Origin of the sequence: Thalassotalea euphylliae (assembly GCF_003390395.1) — a bacterium.
GTDB classification, from domain to species: Bacteria; Pseudomonadota; Gammaproteobacteria; order Enterobacterales; family Alteromonadaceae; genus Thalassotalea_F; species Thalassotalea_F euphylliae_C.
This window is the reverse complement of the sequence record NZ_QUOV01000001.1, coordinates 1,057,050-1,075,589: the sequence shown is the minus strand read 5'-3', so window position 1 is coordinate 1,075,589 and position 18,540 is coordinate 1,057,050. Positions and strand designations below refer to the sequence as shown.

General features: G+C 42.7%; 18 protein-coding genes and 4 tRNA genes. 14 read left to right on the top strand and 8 right to left on the bottom strand.

Annotated features, from left to right (window positions below; translation table 11 throughout):
• The first annotated feature begins 179 nt into the window (after positions 1 to 179).
• The gene (locus DXX92_RS04770; RefSeq protein WP_115999395.1) at positions 180 to 737 is read left to right on the top strand and encodes a YceI family protein; all 558 of its coding nucleotides are present in this window, start codon (positions 180 to 182) and stop codon (positions 735 to 737) included.
• A gap of 309 nt (positions 738 to 1,046) precedes the next feature.
• On the top strand, positions 1,047 to 2,849 hold the full coding sequence (gene ggt / locus DXX92_RS04765) for a gamma-glutamyltransferase (protein ID WP_245961397.1): 1,803 nt from the start codon (positions 1,047 to 1,049) through the stop codon (positions 2,847 to 2,849).
• 48 nt (positions 2,850 to 2,897) lie between these two features.
• Here the strand turns inward: ggt and DXX92_RS04760 are convergent, their stop codons facing one another.
• The 4 genes from DXX92_RS04760 to DXX92_RS04745 all read right to left on the bottom strand — a co-directional run bounded on the left by DXX92_RS04760 (position 2,898) and on the right by DXX92_RS04745 (position 7,686).
• Positions 2,898 to 3,293 (bottom strand): DUF1289 domain-containing protein, encoded by a 396-nt coding sequence (locus DXX92_RS04760; protein WP_115999394.1) that lies wholly within the window; start codon positions 3,291 to 3,293, stop codon positions 2,898 to 2,900.
• 130 nt (positions 3,294 to 3,423) lie between these two features.
• On the bottom strand, positions 3,424 to 4,980 hold the full coding sequence (locus DXX92_RS04755) for a SulP family inorganic anion transporter (RefSeq protein ID WP_115999393.1): 1,557 nt from the start codon (positions 4,978 to 4,980) through the stop codon (positions 3,424 to 3,426).
• 287 nt (positions 4,981 to 5,267) lie between these two features.
• Complete coding sequence (locus tag DXX92_RS04750; protein ID WP_115999392.1) at positions 5,268 to 5,936, bottom strand: GntR family transcriptional regulator; 669 nt, start codon at positions 5,934 to 5,936, stop codon at positions 5,268 to 5,270.
• A gap of 163 nt (positions 5,937 to 6,099) precedes the next feature.
• Complete coding sequence (locus tag DXX92_RS04745) at positions 6,100 to 7,686, bottom strand: ATP-binding protein (protein ID WP_181901691.1); 1,587 nt, start codon at positions 7,684 to 7,686, stop codon at positions 6,100 to 6,102.
• 338 nt (positions 7,687 to 8,024) lie between these two features.
• On the opposite strand from DXX92_RS04745, the gene DXX92_RS04740 reads away from it, so the two are divergent.
• From DXX92_RS04740 to DXX92_RS04725, 4 genes are all read left to right on the top strand, one after another.
• The gene (locus DXX92_RS04740) at positions 8,025 to 9,500 is read left to right on the top strand and encodes a DNA-3-methyladenine glycosylase 2 family protein (RefSeq protein ID WP_115999390.1); all 1,476 of its coding nucleotides are present in this window, start codon (positions 8,025 to 8,027) and stop codon (positions 9,498 to 9,500) included.
• A gap of 95 nt (positions 9,501 to 9,595) precedes the next feature.
• Complete coding sequence (locus tag DXX92_RS04735) at positions 9,596 to 10,075, top strand: methylated-DNA--[protein]-cysteine S-methyltransferase (protein WP_115999389.1); 480 nt, start codon at positions 9,596 to 9,598, stop codon at positions 10,073 to 10,075.
• A gap of 126 nt (positions 10,076 to 10,201) precedes the next feature.
• A complete protein-coding gene (locus DXX92_RS04730) occupies positions 10,202 to 11,452 on the top strand; it encodes an NADH:flavin oxidoreductase/NADH oxidase family protein (RefSeq protein WP_115999388.1) in 1,251 nt (416 codons plus the stop codon).
• Positions 11,453 to 11,542: 90 nt separating this feature from the next.
• Entirely contained in the window at positions 11,543 to 11,944 is a 402-nt protein-coding gene (locus DXX92_RS04725; protein WP_181901690.1) for a hypothetical protein, read from the top strand.
• A gap of 90 nt (positions 11,945 to 12,034) precedes the next feature.
• Here DXX92_RS04725 and trmB read toward each other — a convergent pair whose 3' ends face one another.
• The 3 genes from trmB to DXX92_RS04710 all read right to left on the bottom strand — a co-directional run bounded on the left by trmB (position 12,035) and on the right by DXX92_RS04710 (position 13,852).
• Entirely contained in the window at positions 12,035 to 12,757 is a 723-nt protein-coding gene (gene trmB, locus DXX92_RS04720) for a tRNA (guanosine(46)-N7)-methyltransferase TrmB (protein ID WP_115999387.1), read from the bottom strand.
• Between the two features lie 103 nt (positions 12,758 to 12,860).
• Entirely contained in the window at positions 12,861 to 13,418 is a 558-nt protein-coding gene (locus tag DXX92_RS04715; RefSeq protein ID WP_115999386.1) for a GNAT family N-acetyltransferase, read from the bottom strand.
• Positions 13,419 to 13,516: 98 nt separating this feature from the next.
• Positions 13,517 to 13,852 (bottom strand): 50S ribosome-binding protein YggL, encoded by a 336-nt coding sequence (locus DXX92_RS04710; RefSeq protein WP_116002300.1) that lies wholly within the window; start codon positions 13,850 to 13,852, stop codon positions 13,517 to 13,519.
• Between the two features lie 186 nt (positions 13,853 to 14,038).
• Between DXX92_RS04710 and mutY the strand changes: the two genes are divergently transcribed.
• The 8 genes from mutY (at position 14,039) to DXX92_RS04670 (ending at position 17,324) form a co-directional block, all read left to right on the top strand.
• Positions 14,039 to 15,124 carry an A/G-specific adenine glycosylase gene (gene mutY, locus DXX92_RS04705; protein ID WP_115999385.1) on the top strand — a complete coding sequence of 362 codons (1,086 nt, stop codon included), beginning with the start codon at positions 14,039 to 14,041 and terminating at the stop codon, positions 15,122 to 15,124.
• A gap of 62 nt (positions 15,125 to 15,186) precedes the next feature.
• Complete coding sequence (locus tag DXX92_RS04700; protein WP_115999384.1) at positions 15,187 to 15,780, top strand: HD domain-containing protein; 594 nt, start codon at positions 15,187 to 15,189, stop codon at positions 15,778 to 15,780.
• A gap of 143 nt (positions 15,781 to 15,923) precedes the next feature.
• Positions 15,924 to 16,199 (top strand): oxidative damage protection protein, encoded by a 276-nt coding sequence (locus DXX92_RS04695; RefSeq protein WP_115999383.1) that lies wholly within the window; start codon positions 15,924 to 15,926, stop codon positions 16,197 to 16,199.
• A gap of 28 nt (positions 16,200 to 16,227) precedes the next feature.
• Positions 16,228 to 16,518, top strand: coding sequence for a TMEM165/GDT1 family protein (locus tag DXX92_RS04690; protein WP_220347625.1), 291 nt, complete (start codon positions 16,228 to 16,230; stop codon positions 16,516 to 16,518).
• A gap of 252 nt (positions 16,519 to 16,770) precedes the next feature.
• A tRNA-Phe gene (locus DXX92_RS04685) sits at positions 16,771 to 16,846 on the top strand.
• An 87-nt stretch (positions 16,847 to 16,933) separates the two neighbouring features.
• Positions 16,934 to 17,009, top strand: a tRNA-Thr gene (locus DXX92_RS04680).
• A 76-nt stretch (positions 17,010 to 17,085) separates the two neighbouring features.
• Positions 17,086 to 17,161, top strand: a tRNA-Phe gene (locus DXX92_RS04675).
• An 87-nt stretch (positions 17,162 to 17,248) separates the two neighbouring features.
• Positions 17,249 to 17,324 (top strand) — tRNA-Thr (locus tag DXX92_RS04670).
• Positions 17,325 to 17,474: 150 nt separating this feature from the next.
• Here DXX92_RS04670 and DXX92_RS04665 read toward each other — a convergent pair.
• Positions 17,475 to 18,533, bottom strand: a complete 1,059-nt coding sequence (locus DXX92_RS04665) for a tyrosine-type recombinase/integrase (protein WP_115999382.1) — start codon at positions 18,531 to 18,533, stop codon at positions 17,475 to 17,477.
• Positions 18,534 to 18,540: the final 7 nt, after the last annotated feature.

Below are 18,540 nucleotides of genomic sequence, written 5' to 3'. Positions count from 1 at the left end.
TGTCTAAACGCAATTAATCGAAGAATTTTGCTTGGAAAACTACCTGCCTTGCAGCAGTGAAACATCACATCGTTGCGGGCAAAAAACTAACCTGCTTATTGGCGTTAGCTCACGGATATTAAATGTATTAACGAGTGATCACACCACCAAGCGTACAAAAGTAAATAGGAAATAATTCCATGAAAAAACTAGCTTTAGCAGCGCTATTGAGCGCAGCAACTACATTACCAACAATGGCAGCCGACTATGTGATCGACACTAAAGGCGCGCATGCCGCGATTAACTTTAAAGTCAGTCATTTAGGTTATAGCTATGTTACTGGTCGCTTTAACAAGTTTTCAGGTAACTTTAGCTATGACGCCAATAAAGTTGCAGACAGCAAAATTATGCTAAAAATCGACACTAGCAGCGTCGATTCAAACCACGCTGAGCGTGACAAGCATATTCGCAACGACGACTTCCTTGATGTTAGTAAGTTTGCAACAGCTGAGTTTGTTAGCACTAAAGTAGAAGACTTGGGTAACGACAAACTCAAAATTACCGGCACCCTAACTCTGCAGGGCATGGACAAAGAAATTGTGATTGATGCAGTAAAAGTTGGCGAAGGCAAAGATCCTTGGGGTGGCTACCGCGCAGGTTTTGAAGGTTCAACCCAAATCGCGATGAAAGATTTCGGCTATAAAATGGACTTTGGCAATATTATGTTTGACCTGCATATTGAAGGTGTCCGTCAATAACCACTATTTAGTGGGTATTGTGTGACACGATACTAAAATATCCAGTATTAAAATGCCTAAGTACTAGTACCTAAATGCTAATACCTAAATGCTAGAGCCTTACCTACTGGTGAGGCTTTTTTGATCTTATACCTTCAAGATTAATAAGAACCTAGCAAAGCGCTAGATAATTCTTTCACACAATTCATTTAAATAGTTCCTTTAAATAACTCATGCCCATCATAGTGATAACATCTTGAATAGCCTATAAATTGAACTTTATTGCCGACAAACGCTATATTAACAACAAGCCCAAATATGGAGTTCAACATGAAAATCTGCGCTTTTCCTTCAATTCTCAGTGTATCAATGGCTTTATCTTTGGTTGTTACCACTGAAGCCAGCACTATCGTCGATGATGTAACTGGTAAAACCGTGACTTTACGGGAAGACGGCAGAGGCGACCGCGTTGTTGGCGCACCTTGGGCTACTCGCTCACCAGTTCTAGCGATGAATGGTATGGCAGCAACCTCTCACCCACTCGCCAGCCAAGTAGCAATCGACATATTAAAAGGTGGCGGCAGCGCAATGGATGCGGCTATTGCTGCTAATGCAGCCATAGGGCTCATGGAGCCAACGGGGAACGGTATCGGCGGCGATCTATTTGCGATTGTCTGGGACCCCAAAACCGAAAAGCTACACGGATTAAATGGCTCAGGGCGGTCAGCCAAAGGACAAACTCTCGCTCAGTTAAAAGCGAAAATTGGTGATGTTTCGCAAATTCCAAACTGGGGAACGCCACCAGTGACAGTCCCCGGAACCGTTGACGCTTGGTTCGAACTTCACAAAAAATTTGGCAAGCTATCGATGGCGCAAAATCTAGCACCAGCAATTACTTATGCAAAGCAAGGCTTTCCCGTTACAGAAGTTATCGCCTACTACATGGACATCTATCAAAAACGCTATGAAAAACTACATAAAGCGGGTGAAATTGAAGAAATTGCTAACTATCAAGCAACCTTCTTAATTAACGGCAAAGCACCAGTCGAAGGCCAAGTATTCAAGAACCCTGATTTAGCGAACACACTGTCACAAATTGCTAAGGGTGGGCGCGACGCTTTTTATCAAGGTGAAATAGCCAAAACTATGGATGCCTACTTTAAACGCATAGGCGGCCCACTAAGATATGAAGACTTTGCCAGCCACAACAGTACTTGGGTTACACCAGTTTCTGTCAATTATCGTGGATATGATGTTTGGGAGTTACCGCCCAATGGCCAAGGTATTGCCGCGCTGCAAATGCTTACCGTACTAGAAAACTTTGATTTAAAAGCCATGGGACACAATAGTGCAGACTATCTGCACGTCATGACCGAAGCGAAAAAGCTTGCCTTTGAAGACCGCGCCAGATTCTACGCAGATCCTGATTACCAAAACATAAATTTAGATTACTTGTTGTCTAAGCAATATGGCAAAGCCAGAGCTAAGCTTATCAACATAAACAGCGCAGCCACGCAAGTTGAACATGGCGATCCTAAACTTATCGAAGGCGATACAATTTACCTAACAGTTGCCGATGCCAATGGCATGATGGTGAGCTTAATTCAAAGTAACTATCGCGGTATGGGCACAGGCTTAGTCGCTGATGGTCTGGGCTTTATTTTCCAAAACCGCGGCGCACAATACTCTCTGACCAAAGGCCATCCAAACGTTTACGCGCCAGCAAAACGTCCTTTCCACACGATAATTCCGGCATTCATTACCAAAGACAATAAACCTTATATGAGCTTTGGCTTAATGGGCGGTGCAATGCAACCGCAAGGACATGTGCAAATGGTGACTAATATTGTCGATTTTGGCATGAATGTGCAGCAAGCTGGTGATGCCGCTCGATTCCACCACAAAGGTTCAACATCGCCTACTTGGGAAGGCCGAATGAAAGATGGTGGTGTACTTGAGTTAGAAAGTGGCGTGAAAGCAAATACAGTCAAAGAGTTACAAAGGCGCGGTCATAAAATACATATCACCAGTGGTCCTTTTGGTGGCTATCAAGCGATTCTTAAAGACCCTAAAACTGGGGTTTACCATGGTGCCAGCGAAATGCGTAAAGACGGACAAGCGCAAGGCTATTAAAGCAGAATGGCAAAGCTGACTGATAAAGCTGATTAGTAAAGCTGAAAACTAAAGTTCAAAATCACCAAAGTCCATCTCATCGTTTGACGAAGTGGTAGTTTTAGCTGTGCTTTTGGGTGTTGGATCAAGTAAGGATGGTTGAATAATTTGTTGTTCAGCTTGTTCTTGTGATGTCTGAGAAGAAGACTCTGCGGAACTGTTTTGCACTGAGCTGCTTTTTACCGAACTATTTTGCAATGGATTGCTTGGAGTTAGCTTAGCTTTGTCTTTGCGTTTCTTACGTTGCACACAGCGCTTAATGACTTTTTGCTTATCGTCGGAAGATAAAGTAATCCACTGCTGTCGTTCTTCGCGAGTGCGAAAACAGCCCAAACAGTGCCCTTTTTCGTCTGATTGGCAAACACCAATACAAGGGCTAGGAACGTCAAAAAACTCTAATTGCATACTTTCTCTACATTATTTGATGTAGCAAAATTTAATGGAGCAAATAAGCCACTATACCTGCCTAACATCTCGTATTTAGGCAAGTATAGCAAGCTAAAGCGCTGCACTATGTCAGCGCTCAACCAACTTATTAGGCAAGTTTGTCGGTGGCAATGTGATAATCAGGATCTTCAATCACATTCACTTCAACCAAGTCGCCTGCTTTTTCTAGTAGCTGCTTACACTCTGAGCTTAAGTGCACTAAATGCATGGTTTTACCACGAGCAATATAGCGTTCGGCTAAAGTATCAATCGCTTCAATCGCAGAGTGGTCAGCAACACGAGAGTTTTTAAATTCAACAATAACGTCGTTTGAATCGTTTTCCATATCAAACTGATCAAGGAAGCTAGATACAGAACCGAAGAATAATGGGCCATTAACTTCGTATACTGTTGAACCTTGGTTGTTAACAGAGCGTCTAACATTTACGTGTTTAGCATGCTCCCAAGCAAATACTAACGCTGAGACAATAACACCAACAATTACTGCGACGGCTAAGTCAGTAGCAACCGTAACACCAGATACTAGCACGATAACAAAAGCATCAGCCTTTGGTACTTTACGCATAATGCGGAAGCTTGACCATTCGAAAGTACCAATGACTACAATAAACATGACACCAACTAGCGCTGCCAATGGAATTTGTTCAATTAAGCTAGATGCAAACAAGATAATACCAAGCAAGCCAAGTGCCGCAGTGATACCTGAAGCTCGGCCACGACCACCAGAGTTCACATTAATCATTGATTGACCAATCATGGCACAACCACCCATGGCACCGAAAAAGCCGTTTACAGTATTTGATGCACCTTGCGCGATACACTCTTTGTTACCACGACCACGAGTGCCTGTTAGCTCGTCAATAAGCGTTAGCGTTAGTAGTGATTCAATTAAGCCGATAGCGGCAAGTACTAACGCAAATGGGAAGATAATTCGCAATGTTTCAAAGGTAAATGGTACTTCTGGAATCGCAAATTGCGGTAAGCCACCAGCAATTGTTGCTGCTGGGTCGTTAGTCATATCTCGAACGTAATCAACAACTGTGCGAGCATCTAAATCTAGGCTTTGCGCCAATAAAGTCACCACAATAATAGCGACTAATGATGATGGCACCGCTTTCGTTAGCTTAGGTAAGAAGTGAATAATAGCCATTGTTAACGCAATTAAGCCCGCCATTGTGGCCAACTGATTGCCTTGCATCCACACGAAAATACCTTCTTCGTTTGCCACTTTAAACTGACCAAGTTGAGCAAGGAAAATAACAATCGCCAAACCGTTAACAAAGCCCAGCATCACTGGGTGTGGCACTAAGCGAATAAACTTACCAAGTTTGAATATACCAGCGAGTATTTGCAGTATACCGGTGAGCACTACGGTCGCAAATAGGTATTGCACGCCATGCAAAGCAACAAGACTTACCATCACTACTGCCATGGCACCTGTTGCCCCAGAAATCATACCAGGGCGGCCACCAAAAATTGAAGTGATAAGTCCCACCATAAAGGCAGCATAAAGGCCGACTAACGGCTCAACACCAGCAACAAAGGCAAATGCAACTGCCTCTGGCACCAATGCCAATGCCACGGTCAAACCTGATAGAACATCATTTTTCAGGCTTGAAACCTTACTCGCATGAATTTCAAACATCGTATTCTCGTGTAAAAAGTTAGTGAAAATGTGATTAGCAATGGCTTGCTATGACTTGCAATAACCACTTAAGTTATGGCTAACAAAAGTAGTCAAAAACCAGCAAAATCGCCATATTCTGGTTGGCGGGCAACCATAAAGCATTGGCGGTTAAAACTTAAATTACTGGTCGTTTTAAGGGCGAGAATACTATAGATTTGTATGAAAAATGTCAATCAGAGCCCAAGTTAGTAATTACCAACAAATACGTTAATAAAAACTGCCAAGGCAATGTTATTTAAAACTTTTTACTTATTGCTTTTTTCTCGAGCGAGTAAAAACGCTTTGATTTCATCGCGAGAGCCCAAGATGTGCTGTTTCAATACCGCAACCGCACCTTCCACATTACCCGCCTGGCATAAGCCCAAAATATCATTGTGCTCAGACTCAGCTTTGGAAATCCCCCCAGCCCATAGCAAGTGCATACGAATGTAGCGATCAGCATTCTTATTTAACGTATCGACTAAGTCTTGGGTTTGTGGTCTGTCGGCCGCTGAATATAAGCAATTGTGGTAGTCGGAATTAAGTTGACTCCAAGTGTTGGCAGCATTTTCTTTCCCTAACGCGTTTTCCAATTTGTCCAATAACACTTTCGCTTCTCGCAAGTCTTCTTCTGACAAGTTTGGAATCGATGCGGCGAGTAAATCTGCTTCAAGCATTGCTCTAAGTTCAAATAACTCATCAACTTGGTCAACGTTTAATTCAGTTGCCGTTGCACCTTTGTGCGGTTCAAAAGCGACTAGTCCTTCTGCTTCTAATTGCAACAAGGCTTCGCGCACCGGAATACGGCTAACATTTAGTTCTTCGGCAAGCGCTGCTTGGCGCAAAGGCTGGCCAGCGGTAATTTCACCACTTAGAATTTTTTCTCGAATGGTCTCTACTACAAGTTGCGTCCTTGTCTTGTATACGATTGCCATATTGGATTTCCTTTCTTATTTATTGTTATTAGTGTGGAAAATAGTGTGAAGTCGTTAATGAGCACGGTGCGTTTATGTATTAGTAAACGATGTCTTAGTATACAATTGTACCTGTCATTAATAATGATAGTTTGAACAACCTTGAAGCTGACATAGCGGAAATTTAGGCCATAGATTCTTTAAAAACGGCCTTTTCAACAAACTCAACTGGCACTTTAACCTTGAAACAACATCCAGCGTCTACATCTGGGCAAGTTATTGTGCCGCCCAGTTTAGAGTGCACTAAGTTAAACACAATATTTAAGCCTAGCCCCGAACCACCTTGACCACGTTTAGTAGTAACGAATGGGTCAAAAATAGTTTTCTTTAATTCAGCATCAATGCCGTGACCGTTGTCTTGATAAAGCATGGTGAGATACCCGTTGTTCTCAGAGAATTTAATCGAAATTTCACCCTCGTCACGCCCTTCAAAACCATGAATATGGGAATTCATTAAAAAGTTCGTCAGAATTTGGTTCCAAGCACTGGGGAAAGTCACAAATTCAAAGTCTTTATCTAAATCGATATGAATGTTGTATTTCTTGCGCTTAAACATGGTTTTCACTGTGTTCACCACATCATTAACATGTTGCGCTAAATTAATTTTGTGCTCAGGATCTGTATGTTGTTCAACCGCCACAGACTTAAAGCCACGGATCAGTTCAACAGATTTATTCAAACTACGCTCAATAATCTGCTGGTATTCCGTTAACAGATCTAACGTGTCTGACAATTGCGACTTGGTCAGCTCTTGATCATCAACTGCCTTTTTCAATGCATCGACTTTTTCTTTCAATGCAGTAATTGAAGTCACGCAGATACCGAGCGGTGTATTCACCTCATGCGCCACACCTGCGACCAGTTGACCAAGTGATGCCATTTTTTCTGACTGCACTAATTGGTCTTTTGCCAAGGTTAAATCATCGAGTGATTGCTGAAGCTGGGCATTACTCTCTTGCAGCTTAGCAGTGCGGTCAAACACCTTAACTTCCAATTCACCATTTAAACTAAGCAAAGCGTTTTCTGCTTCTTCAAGTTTAACAATGTCTTGCTTGATGCGCAGACGCATGGTGTTGATTGCATCGACTAGAATGTCGAGTTCATCTTTATTTTTGCGTCGACCATCCAACGTCAAGCTTACGTCTAAATTGTCGGTTGCAAGCTGCTGTGCATAGTCAGTAATGCGATAGATATGGCGGGCAACAAGCCAGTGTCCCACCAACATAATAACGAAGGTAACAATAAAAATTTTAATGGTTTCAGTGGCGATAATAACACCCGCTTTTTGCCATAAGCGCTGATATATATCTTCATAATTGGCGTACACTTCCAAAACACCAATTTCATTCTCACCGTAATTTATTTGATAGTTGCGATATAGCTCTTTAACTATTGCGTCTTCATCCCCTACTTCATAACTACTGCCTAAATCAGTAATCACTTTCACGTAAGAAATATCTGGCAGGTCAGCAATACCTTTGATTTGCTGCTCCATCAACGACTTATTAAAATCCCACAAGCTCGTCGCCATGGAGGGAATATAGCTGGTTTCAATATTATTAAAGCGTTGTTCGAGTCGCTCTAGGGAATCGTTGTAATCGGAATAAAGCTGAATGGTGGTAGAGACTAGCGACAAAATTACACTGCACAGTAGAATATAGCCGAGTACGCGTCGACTTAATCTATTGTCATAGTAAAACATGTCACTCATTGGCATTCCATACGCTCGAAAAAGGACTCGCAGCTTGCACGTATTTTATTCAATGGCACGGCAAAGCATACAGATTAAACACCTTTTATAGCGAGTTTGAAAAACTTGTCAATAAAATCCCGACTTTTGCTCGATTAATTAACAATTTAGCAACAACTACATAATGAGCTGTGTAACTATTACCCAGCCTGTTTACATATCGCAACAGGTAAACCAGATTCGGGCGTTGAATCGTAGAATAAGTTGAACGCTAATACTGAATAGATGGCCGATTTCCGCCAGTGCAATTTTGTTTTTTTGATACACTGAACGAAACACAAGTTGCTGACTAAATCACTATGCTTCGCTTGGACGATGTTTCTTCACCTGACAACAGCTTAAGCTGCGAATCTGAACTCAACCCAGATGTTTGTCAGCGGGCTCGACTAAGCAAAGATGCCCGATTTGATGGTAAATTTTATACCGCAGTGCTAACTACTGGCATTTTCTGTCGTCCCATTTGCCCTGCACGCGCGCCCAAAGAGGAAAATGTTCGTTATTTTCACACCGCAGCGCAAGCGCAAAACGCTGGCTACATGCCCTGTAAGCGCTGTTTACCAGAATTAGCGCCTGCACAAAAGCTCGCCCCAGCAATTCAGCAGCTAGCAGATGCTATTGAAGAAGGATTATCACTCAGCGAGCTGGCAACACGTTTTGACATTTCAGAGCGCCAAGCAAGGCGGTTATTTTCACAGCATTTTGGCTTGCCACCGAGTAAGTACGCCCAACATCAAAAGCTACTAAAGGCCCGACAACTGCTCACGGGCACTAACTTACCGATTGCTGATGTCTGCTTTGCTGCTGGCTTTACCAGTATTCGACGATTCAACGAGGCAGTAAAAGCTACTTATCAAGAAACGCCTCAACAAGTTCGCAATCGGTTGAGCAAAAAGCTACAAGGTAGCGAAATTTCCGTATTGCTCAGTTACCGCCCGCCTTTTGATTGGCAGGCCATGCTTGAATTTTTCAGGCTTCGTCAACTACCTGGTGTCGAAATTGTTGGCGCGCACACCTATCAGCGAAGTATTTTACTCGGCGAAGTGGCTGGCTGGATAAGCGTAACAGATGTTGCTGATAAGCATGCGTTAAAACTAACTGTCGCGCTTGATGATCTATCCGTGCTCGACCAAGTGATTGCCAAAGTGCGAAAGTTATTTGATTTAGACGCAGATATGGATGCAATTCACCAACACCTGGCTTGTGATCAGCTATTGGCAAAACAAATTGAGCAAAATCCAGGGATTCGCCTGCCTGGCTGCTGGGACATTTTCGAGTTCTCTATTCGCGCTATTCTCGGTCAACAAATTTCGGTTAAAGCAGCTACTACCTATGCGGGTCGTATTGCTGAAAAATACGGGCAACCACTATCGATAAACCACCCCGAGTTGAATAAGTGCTTCCCATCGGTTAGTGATCTTAAAATGGCTGATTTCGCGGGGCTTGGATTGACGCAGTCTCGCATTGATACACTTATTCGCTGGGTTGAGTTTTATCAACAAAACGAAGCATTATTTACCGATTACCAATCGCTTGATGAGCTGACCAAAACACTGGTGGAGCTTAAAGGTATTGGTCCATGGACAGTAAACTACCTTGCAATGCGCGGTTTAAGTGACCCAAATGCTTTTCCAGCCAGTGACCTTGGGGTCATCAAGGCTCTTACAGTTGAAGATAATAAGCCCAATGTGAAGCAGATATTGGCACGCGCCGAGCAATGGCAACCGTGGCGAGCATACGCAACTTTATACCTTTGGCTATCGCTCAAAGCGCAATAATCTGGATAACTAAAAAACATAACTAACAAAATGACTAAAACCAGTTACTGAAACTAATTACTAAAGCAAAAACGACTAAACTCAGGATCAGCGCTATGTACCACACTATTTACCACTCACCGCTAGGTGAGATAGCAATCACCGCCAATGATGACGGCATCACTGCACTCGCCTTTCAGCAAGGTGCTGCGCCGATACAGTTCGCCCAAAACTCAACGCAAAGCGATAAGCAATTTAGCGAAGTTACACAACAATTAACCGAGTACTTTGCTGGGCAAAGAACACAATTTGATTTAGCACTTGCCCCACAAGGCACTCCGTTTCAACAAACGGTATGGCAAGCACTCACAGAAATTCCTTTTGGTAAAACCGTCAGTTACGGCTGGTTAGCAAAAAGCATTAATAATGAAAAAGCGGTGCGAGCAGTTGGCACAGCAAATGGTGCAAATCCAATTGCGTTGATTATTCCTTGCCATCGAGTGATTGGTGCTAACAAAAAACTAACAGGTTACGCTGGTGGTTTGGCATTAAAAGCAAAACTGTTAATGCATGAACAAGCTGACTTTAAACCTTAGCCTTTGAACCCTAGCTTTTAAAATAGGGATCCAATATCTAGCTCAAAGCATAAAACTGCTAGGCATTTTGCATAAACTGGTTATTATTTAGCAATCTATAATGATAACAATAACGTAACTACCTAAATGAAATCTCCCAATACTTCGCCAATCTATTCGCCGCTTGAGCTTAGCAGTGGCATTCAAGTGAAAAACCGTTTGGTAAAAGCCGCGATGGAAGAGAACATGGCGACCGATAATCAACTGCCGAGCACTGAATTAATGCGCCTATATAGCACTTGGGCACAAGGTGGTGTTGGTATGATTATTACGGGGAATGTAATGGTTGATCATCTTGCCATGACTGGACCTGGTGGCGTAGCGCTGGAAGCAGAAACCGACTTAACTGCCTTTCGCACTTGGGCACAAGCGGCAAAACACGGCGATACAAAAGTGGTAATGCAGATCAATCACCCGGGTAGACAAGTCTTCAAAAATTTAGGCGGTAAAGCGATTTCACCATCAGACATCGCAATGGACATGGGTAAGCACAGTCATATGTTCCCTAAACCAACACCAATGAGCGAAGATGATATTCAAGACGTTATCAACCGCTTTGCAATTACCGCCCAGCGTGCGCAACAAGCTGGCTTTGACGGTGTTGAAATTCACGCGGCTCATGGTTACTTGCTCAGCCAATTCTTATCTCCACTAACCAACAAGCGAAACGATCGTTGGGGCGGCAGCATTGAAAATCGTGCCCGTATTTTGGTTGAAACCGTTAAACTCATCAAAGCCAATGTCGATGAGCATTTTATTGTGTCGGTAAAACTCAACTCAGCCGATTTCCAAAGAGGCGGTTTTGATATTGATGATGCTGAGCAAGTGCTTGAAATGTTGGCTCCCTACAATCTGGACTTTATCGAAGTATCAGGTGGAAGCTATGAAGCTCCTGCCATGCAGGGTCGCAGTGCAGATGAAAGAACACTTGCGCGAGAAGCTTATTTTTTATCATTTGCGAGCCAACTAGCAGCTAAGGCTACAATGCCGATTATGGTGACAGGTGGCGTTAAACGCCTTGCCATTGCAGAGCAAGCACTGGCTGAAAATATTCAGCTAATTGGCATGGCAACCGCATTGGCGATGACGCCACAACTGCCAAATAAGTGGCAAAAGCAACCGGATTACGTCAGCCCATTACCCGTGGTTAACTGGAATGATAAAACGCTGAGCGGCGCAGCCACGATGGCGATTGTAAAACAGCAGCTTAAACGTTTAGGCCAAGGTAAGAAACCGAACCTATATCCGTCGGCACTGTGCTGCCTTGTTAAAGATCAGCTCAATAAAGCTAAGCTAACCAAACGTTATCGCAAGCAATATCAACAAGAGTTGTCTTAAGGGGCTAGCTGGCCACGCCTTATGTTTTTCGCAATTTACTGCTAGTATGCGCGCTATATTATTTGCAGTGATTGACACAGAGTAGTTGCAGTGGAAATTTTAGCATTAGCCGCAGCCATATTGCTTATTTGGATGGCTTGGCAACTTTACCGAGCCAAAAGTTTTAATCGCTTTAAACGCGAGATCATGACATCGCTAAAACCAAAAGTATTAGCGCACCTTGAACAAAGGCTAATTGAAGAGCGCAGTGAACTCACGCCCAATAATCAAGCCCATATCGACGCCAGCCAATTTTATTGGGGACAATACCCTAGCCGAGTATTACAAGCGGCGCTTCATTGGCAAATTATTGATGACGATTGGTTAGTGCGAACCGGCAACAAGCGCTACAGTCAGCATCTATTTTTCGTTGAGCAAGACAAGCTCGCAGAATTTACCGAGCGACTGACCAGTGAAGTAATAGAAGTTAATGAAGAGGAAGAAGCCCGTTAAATCTTAGGATTTAGTGCCAATAAAATAGACTCATAAAAAAGCAGAGCTAAATTTATAGCTCTGCTTTTTGTTTTAAGTGCTTTGGTATTATTACAGTTTCTTAAACTGAATATCCCAAACGCCATGGCCTAAACGCTGACCACGGTTTTCAAACTTAGTCAGCGGGCGATTATCTGGACGAGGCACATAGTCATTAGTTGCAGATAAGTTTTCATAGCCTGGCGCACTTTGCATATCTTCTAGCATACACTCTGCATAGTTTTCCCAGTCAGTTGCCATATGGAAAACGCCACCAACTTTTAGCTTTTGGCGAATAGTTTCAACAAACTCAGGTTTTACAATGCGGCGCTTATGGTGCTTTTTCTTGTGCCACGGATCAGGGAAAAACAACTGTACTGTTGTTAAGCTGTTATCTGGAATACAGTCAGCTAAAATTTCAATCGCGTCGTGCTCGTATACTTTTAGGTTATTGGCTTCTTGCTCTACAGCTAGTCCAATACAAGCACCAACACCTGGGCGATGAACCTCAACACCAATGTAATTTAGTTCTGGTGCGTTCTTAGCCATTTCAACCAATGACTTGCCCATACCAAAGCCAATTTCCAACACGACTGGGTTGTCGTTGCCAAAGATTTGGGCGTAATCGAGCATACCGTCTTGATGATCTAAGCCCATGTCTTGCCAGTGGTTATCCAACGCGTGCGCCTGACCTTTAGTTAAGCGTCCTTCACGTTTAACAAAGCTACGTACCGTACGAATGTACTTACCTTCCTGCTTTGCTTGTTCAATGGTTTTGTGGGTTCTTTCTGTCATCGAAAATCATCTTAGCGGTTAAAATGGCGGCGTATTATCTTATGTTAGCAGCTTAAACTCAAGAAAGAGTCGCTAGAAGCCAAAATGTAATATCTACTAGCCTCTACACAAGGGCGTGTTTATGTTTCAGAGGGATTTGAAAGGTCAGTAACGCTTGCCAATCGCCATTGACCTTCAAGAACTTAGGCTCAACACTCACAAGCTGACCACCCGCCTTTTCAGCAACACGTATACTGGCTGCATTTTGTTCTAAGCACGCAATATTCAAATAGCGAACTTTATGTTTGGCGAGTATATGAGTCATGTAACGGATAACTTGGCTAATAATGCCTCTTCCTTGGCTGTCACTGCTTAACCAATAGCCCACTTCTGCCAATTGTTTGTCAGCATCAATATATTTAATCCCGAAAACACCACAGATTTGCTGATTATCAAGAATTTTCAGCCAAGTAGCTGATGGTAGGCCGCTATTCACACGCTCAAGAATATAGCGTTCGGTTGATGCAACATCGGTTACATCACTTACCCAATAAAGATATTTGGCTAAGTTAGCGCGATTTTTCTGGATAAGGGTAAATAGCGGTGAGGCGTCTTCAGCGGTTAATGGCAGCAGCGCCAGTTGTTCGGTTATTTGATGAGGAGAAAGTAACGCTTGTGTCAAATTTAGTCTTCCCTGTGCTTTTTCCTAGCTCTTTTCCGGTGGCCTAAACAAAAGCTTAGACTAAAGCTAAAACCGATTGTTAGCGTGGTTTGGTGGAGCTATCCCCACCAAACATCGTAAAGCGCAGATACCGAAACAGCTACTGCACCTTGGTCTTTTAACCAGCTTTCAACTGCTTGGCGATCTTCTTCAGTGCACTTGCCAATATCCATTGTGCAAATCAAACCATGCCACAAAGTATCACCTTCTCCGCCAAAACCTAAACCACGAGGCTCAATCACCTGCACGATAAAGTCATCGACAAACGTATCAACCTGCTCTTCGCTGGCGTCAGCAGCTAATTGCCATGCAACATCAAATCCTAGCTCTTGGAATTCATCAACACGTAATTTTTTTCTTAATCGGCGGCTGCGATTTTTTGCTTCAGCTTTCATTTCTGTATGTCCATTAAAGTAAGCGTAAATAAAATTTCTGGCATGAGCATAGAGTGAATAGGTATCATCAGACAAGGTTTTGCACCAACTTTTTACTGATCTTTTATATGCTTTGCGTTGTAAGCCTTTGTTAACCCTTTTTATCAGCTTTTTTCCAGTGTCAGTTTTCGCTACACTGTCGCCGCTATGACAGATCAAATCACTATATCCGCCCAGTCAGCCAAAGCATTTGGTAACGACATTCTTACTTGGTATCACAAAGAGGGTAGAAAGCATCTACCTTGGCAGCAGAATAAAACGCCCTATCGCGTTTGGGTTTCCGAGATTATGCTGCAACAAACTCAAGTCGCCACTGTTATCCCCTATTACGAACGGTTTATGGCGAGCTTTCCAGACGTGAAAGCACTAGCGCAAGCAGATGAAGACAATGTACTCCATCACTGGACGGGGCTTGGCTACTACGCGCGAGCGCGAAATTTACACAAAGCGGCCAAGCAAATAGTCGCTCAGCACGGCGGTGAGTTTCCAACCGAGATTGAACAGGTGATCGCCTTACCCGGTATAGGTCGCTCTACAGCGGGAGCAATACTGAGTTTATCACTTGGTCAGCACCACCCTATTTTAGACGGCAACGTGAAACGTGTTTTAGCGCGCTGTTACTTAGTAGAAGGTCACAACGCCCAAGCTAAGTACGAAAGAACTCTTTGGCCAATTGCCGAAAAGCTGACGCCAGCTGATGGCGTGCAGTTTTTTAATCAAGCTATGATGGATATGGGCGCTACCATTTGCACACGCAGCAAACCTAAATGTGACATTTGCCCAGTCGAGCAAGTTTGCCTTGCCAATGCCACTGGCGAACAAGCGAACTTTCCGCAAAAAAAGCCAAAGAAAGAAACGCCAGTTAAACAATGCGTGATGATTATTCCCAAAGTTGGCGAGCAAGTGCTACTGGAAAAAAGACCACCGTCAGGCATATGGGGTGGCCTCTGGTGCTTTTTAGAAACCGACTGCCAAAGCCAAATTCCAGCAACGCTCGATAAGCTTGGCTTAACGAGTATTAAAACAACAAAGCTGACTGAGTTTAGACACACCTTTAGTCACTTTCATTTAGATATAACCCCCGTACTCGTTGACTGTGAGCACGCTCAAAGCAACACCGTAAATGAACCAAGTACACACACTTGGCTAACTATTTCACAAGAAACAGCACTTGGTTTTGCTGCTTCTACCGTAAAAATATTAGGTGAAATACAAGAATTAGAGGCTATTTAACATTAGCTAACGCTAAGCACTTTTACCCAAATTAGCCACCACATTTCATTAATGGAGCCGTAATGGAAGCACTATCTCAACAACTCGATTTCATTTTAGAGTTAGATAAATTAAAAGCGGTTTATCGCCGCGCCCTGATCAAAACCGACAATAACCGCTTTGAAAACAGTGCCGAGCACAGTTGGCACATCGCCCTAACGGCACACGTACTAGCACCCTATGCAGAAGGTAAAATCGACATCTCACGCGTAACACTGATGTTGCTGCTGCACGATATTGTAGAAATTGATGCCGGCGATACCTTTGCCTTTGATGAAAAAGCAATACTCGACGAGCAATCGGATAAAGAAATTGCTGCTGCCAATCGTATTTTTGGCCTATTGCCTGAAACGCAAAAAGAATACTTCACAGCGCTGTGGCATGAGTTTGAACAAGCTGAAACACCTGACGCTAGCTTTGCTAAAGCGATGGATCGTATTTTACCGCTTATTCAAAACATGAAGAACGATGGTGGCAGTTGGGCACAGAACACGGTTTACAAGCAACAAGTTATCAATCGCAATAAGCATTTAGCAACTTCAGCCCCTAAACTTTGGGCTTATGTTTTAGAGCAGATAGATATCGCCACTGCTAACGGTTGGTTGCTCGAAGAATAATTGAATTAAAGCATCTTTGAACTAATGCCCCCTTTAATCAATGCATCCTTGATTAAAGAATCACGACAATGAATTGCTGGACCATTTTCTAGCTGGCTACTTATACGTATAATCAAAACCAATTTTTTAAGACGAGAACAATCATGAGCAGAACAGTATTTTGCCAAAACCTACAAAAAGAAGCCGAAGGTTTAGACTTTCAACTATACCCTGGTGAAATTGGTAAGCGTATATTCGACAACATTAGCAAAGAAGCTTGGGGTAACTGGCAGAAAAAACAAACCATGCTAATCAACGAGAAAAAGATGAACATGATGAACCCTGATGATCGCGCTTTTCTAGAACAAGCCATGGTGGGTTACTTATTCGAAGGTAAAGAGCCTGAAATTGAAGGTTACGTACCGGTCAACAAGTCTTAGTCGCTAACTAAAGAACGTTAACCAAGTAATGGACAGTTTTTTTAGTATCGACTGGCGCGTATTCTTCACAATATTCGCTTCCGTGTTTATTGCAGAGTTGGGTGATAAAACCCAGCTCGCCACTATGTTGTTTGCAGCAGATAAAGAAATCAGTAAGTGGATGGTTTTTGCCGCCGCGTCAGCTGCCTTAATTGTGGCTTCCGCCGTTGGCGTAATCGCAGGCACATTTTTATCTGCTTATATAAGTGAAAAAGTATTGGCTTACATTGCAGGTGTTGGCTTTATAACTATCGGGATTTGGACCATTTACAGCGCTTAGTTCCGATATTTGTACACTAAATAGCGACAACGTGTAAAAAACCAGCAAACAAATAATTATTTAAAAAAAGTAGTTGACCTGAATTAGCAAAAGAAGTTTAATAGCGCCCGTCTTCAAGGCACGGCCAAAAAGACAAGATTCAAATAGCACTTTTAAGTAGCTTGAAGAATTTGCCCAGATAGCTCAATCGGTAGAGCCATTTGGAATAGCATTGAAAATCCCCTTCTGTTAGAAAGAGATTTTATTACCGAAGCCCAGATAGCTCAGTCGGTAGAGCAGGGGATTGAAAATCCCCGTGTCGGTGGTTCGATTCCGCCTCTGGGCACCATATTTTGAAATAGCGAATATTTACAATCATAAGTTTCGATATTTCGGTGCCAAGATAAACTTATGTTTATCGCACACAGTTTTGTGTGCCGACTTAGCTCAGTTGGTAGAGCAACTGACTTGTAATCAGTAGGTCGCCAGTTCGACTCCGGCAGTCGGCACCATTCTTTCTAGCCAATGCATTGCATTTGCTACGTCTAAGTAAGTTAGACATTATTCGGATAATTTTTCGAATAAATTGCCCAGATAGCTCAGTCGGTAGAGCAGGGGATTGAAAATCCCCGTGTCGGTGGTTCGATTCCGCCTCTGGGCACCACTCTTTTGAATAGTGGACATTTATTAATTTAAATTTCGATTATTCGGTGCCAAGGTAAACTCTTGTTTATCGCACACAGTTTTGTGTGCCGACTTAGCTCAGTTGGTAGAGCAACTGACTTGTAATCAGTAGGTCGCCAGTTCGACTCCGGCAGTCGGCACCATTTACAAAGAGCCTCAGCAATGCTGGGGCTTTTTTCTTTCCTACAAAACACACTGTTTCCTACAAAAATCCGCTATATGCTTTAATAACATTCCTTAGCGAATTAAATCTTTAGTCCTTTAAAGATCTTTTTCAGATAATGCCTACTTAATTATTTTTTTTCAATGTTTTGTTCATTGCCCGACTCATCATAAGGCGATAACGGCGTGACCTTACTGTACCCTCTTCTATAAATTTTTTTCGTCGTAGAAATGTTCTTATGGCCTAATAATTCAAATGCCTGTACCAACGATTCACACTGAGTTGCAGCTTTGGCTCTTAAATCTCGTTCTTGGAACCTTTCTTTCAAGTCACCTGAAGATATTGCGTCGTTCATATACCTTCTCCACATAGTCTCAAACCCTCCTTCTGTGTAAGGCTTGTTCAGTCTACTTGTAAAAAAATGCCACTTAAACTTTGTAGCTCCTTTAGATGTGTAACCATTTAGTCTTTTGATATCGTTTACAATGTCAGATAAGTGTTGAGTTGATTCAAAATTTATTCTAACTGATGTTTTCGAAGTCCCTACCCTCAACCCTTCTAAAGTATTCCAGTGAGTGTTATCAAGGCGCAACATATCTCGTTGACGTAACCCTGTTGCTAACTTAAGTTGAACGTATAAATTTAGCCATTCAGGAACGTGTTTTAAAAACGCTGCGACCTCTTCGTCAGTTACTAACCTGTCTCTTGGCTTTTCTGGATTTTTTTTAATACCAGCTTTTAGGAATGGTTGTTCTTCAATAATTCCCCAATTAAATGCAGCGGTCATAATAGCTGACCACAATGAATATTCTCTATTACCACCTACTGGAGAGCCTTCCTTTGCTCTATGATGAAGATACTGAACCGCATGTTTTGCTTTCACTTGGGAAGGAAGAAAATGTCCTATTGCTGCTCTTAGCTTTTTAGCTATTCTCAGATCTTCTTTTTGCGTTGATAAAACCTTCTTAGGAGACTCATCAACCAAATACCTATTTATAACGTCATTCATTGTTATCAAGGAACAGATAGCGCCTGTAAGCTCTTCATAAGCAATAAAGGCCTCCGTAAAAGTTTTACCAAGCCTTATATCTTTTTGCCCTGAAGTTCGATAATAATAAACGCTTCCCTTCTTGTTGAAGATCATGCCTTTTGGAAGATGCATGTTTCCTGTTGAACGCTGCCTACCCATAATTTAG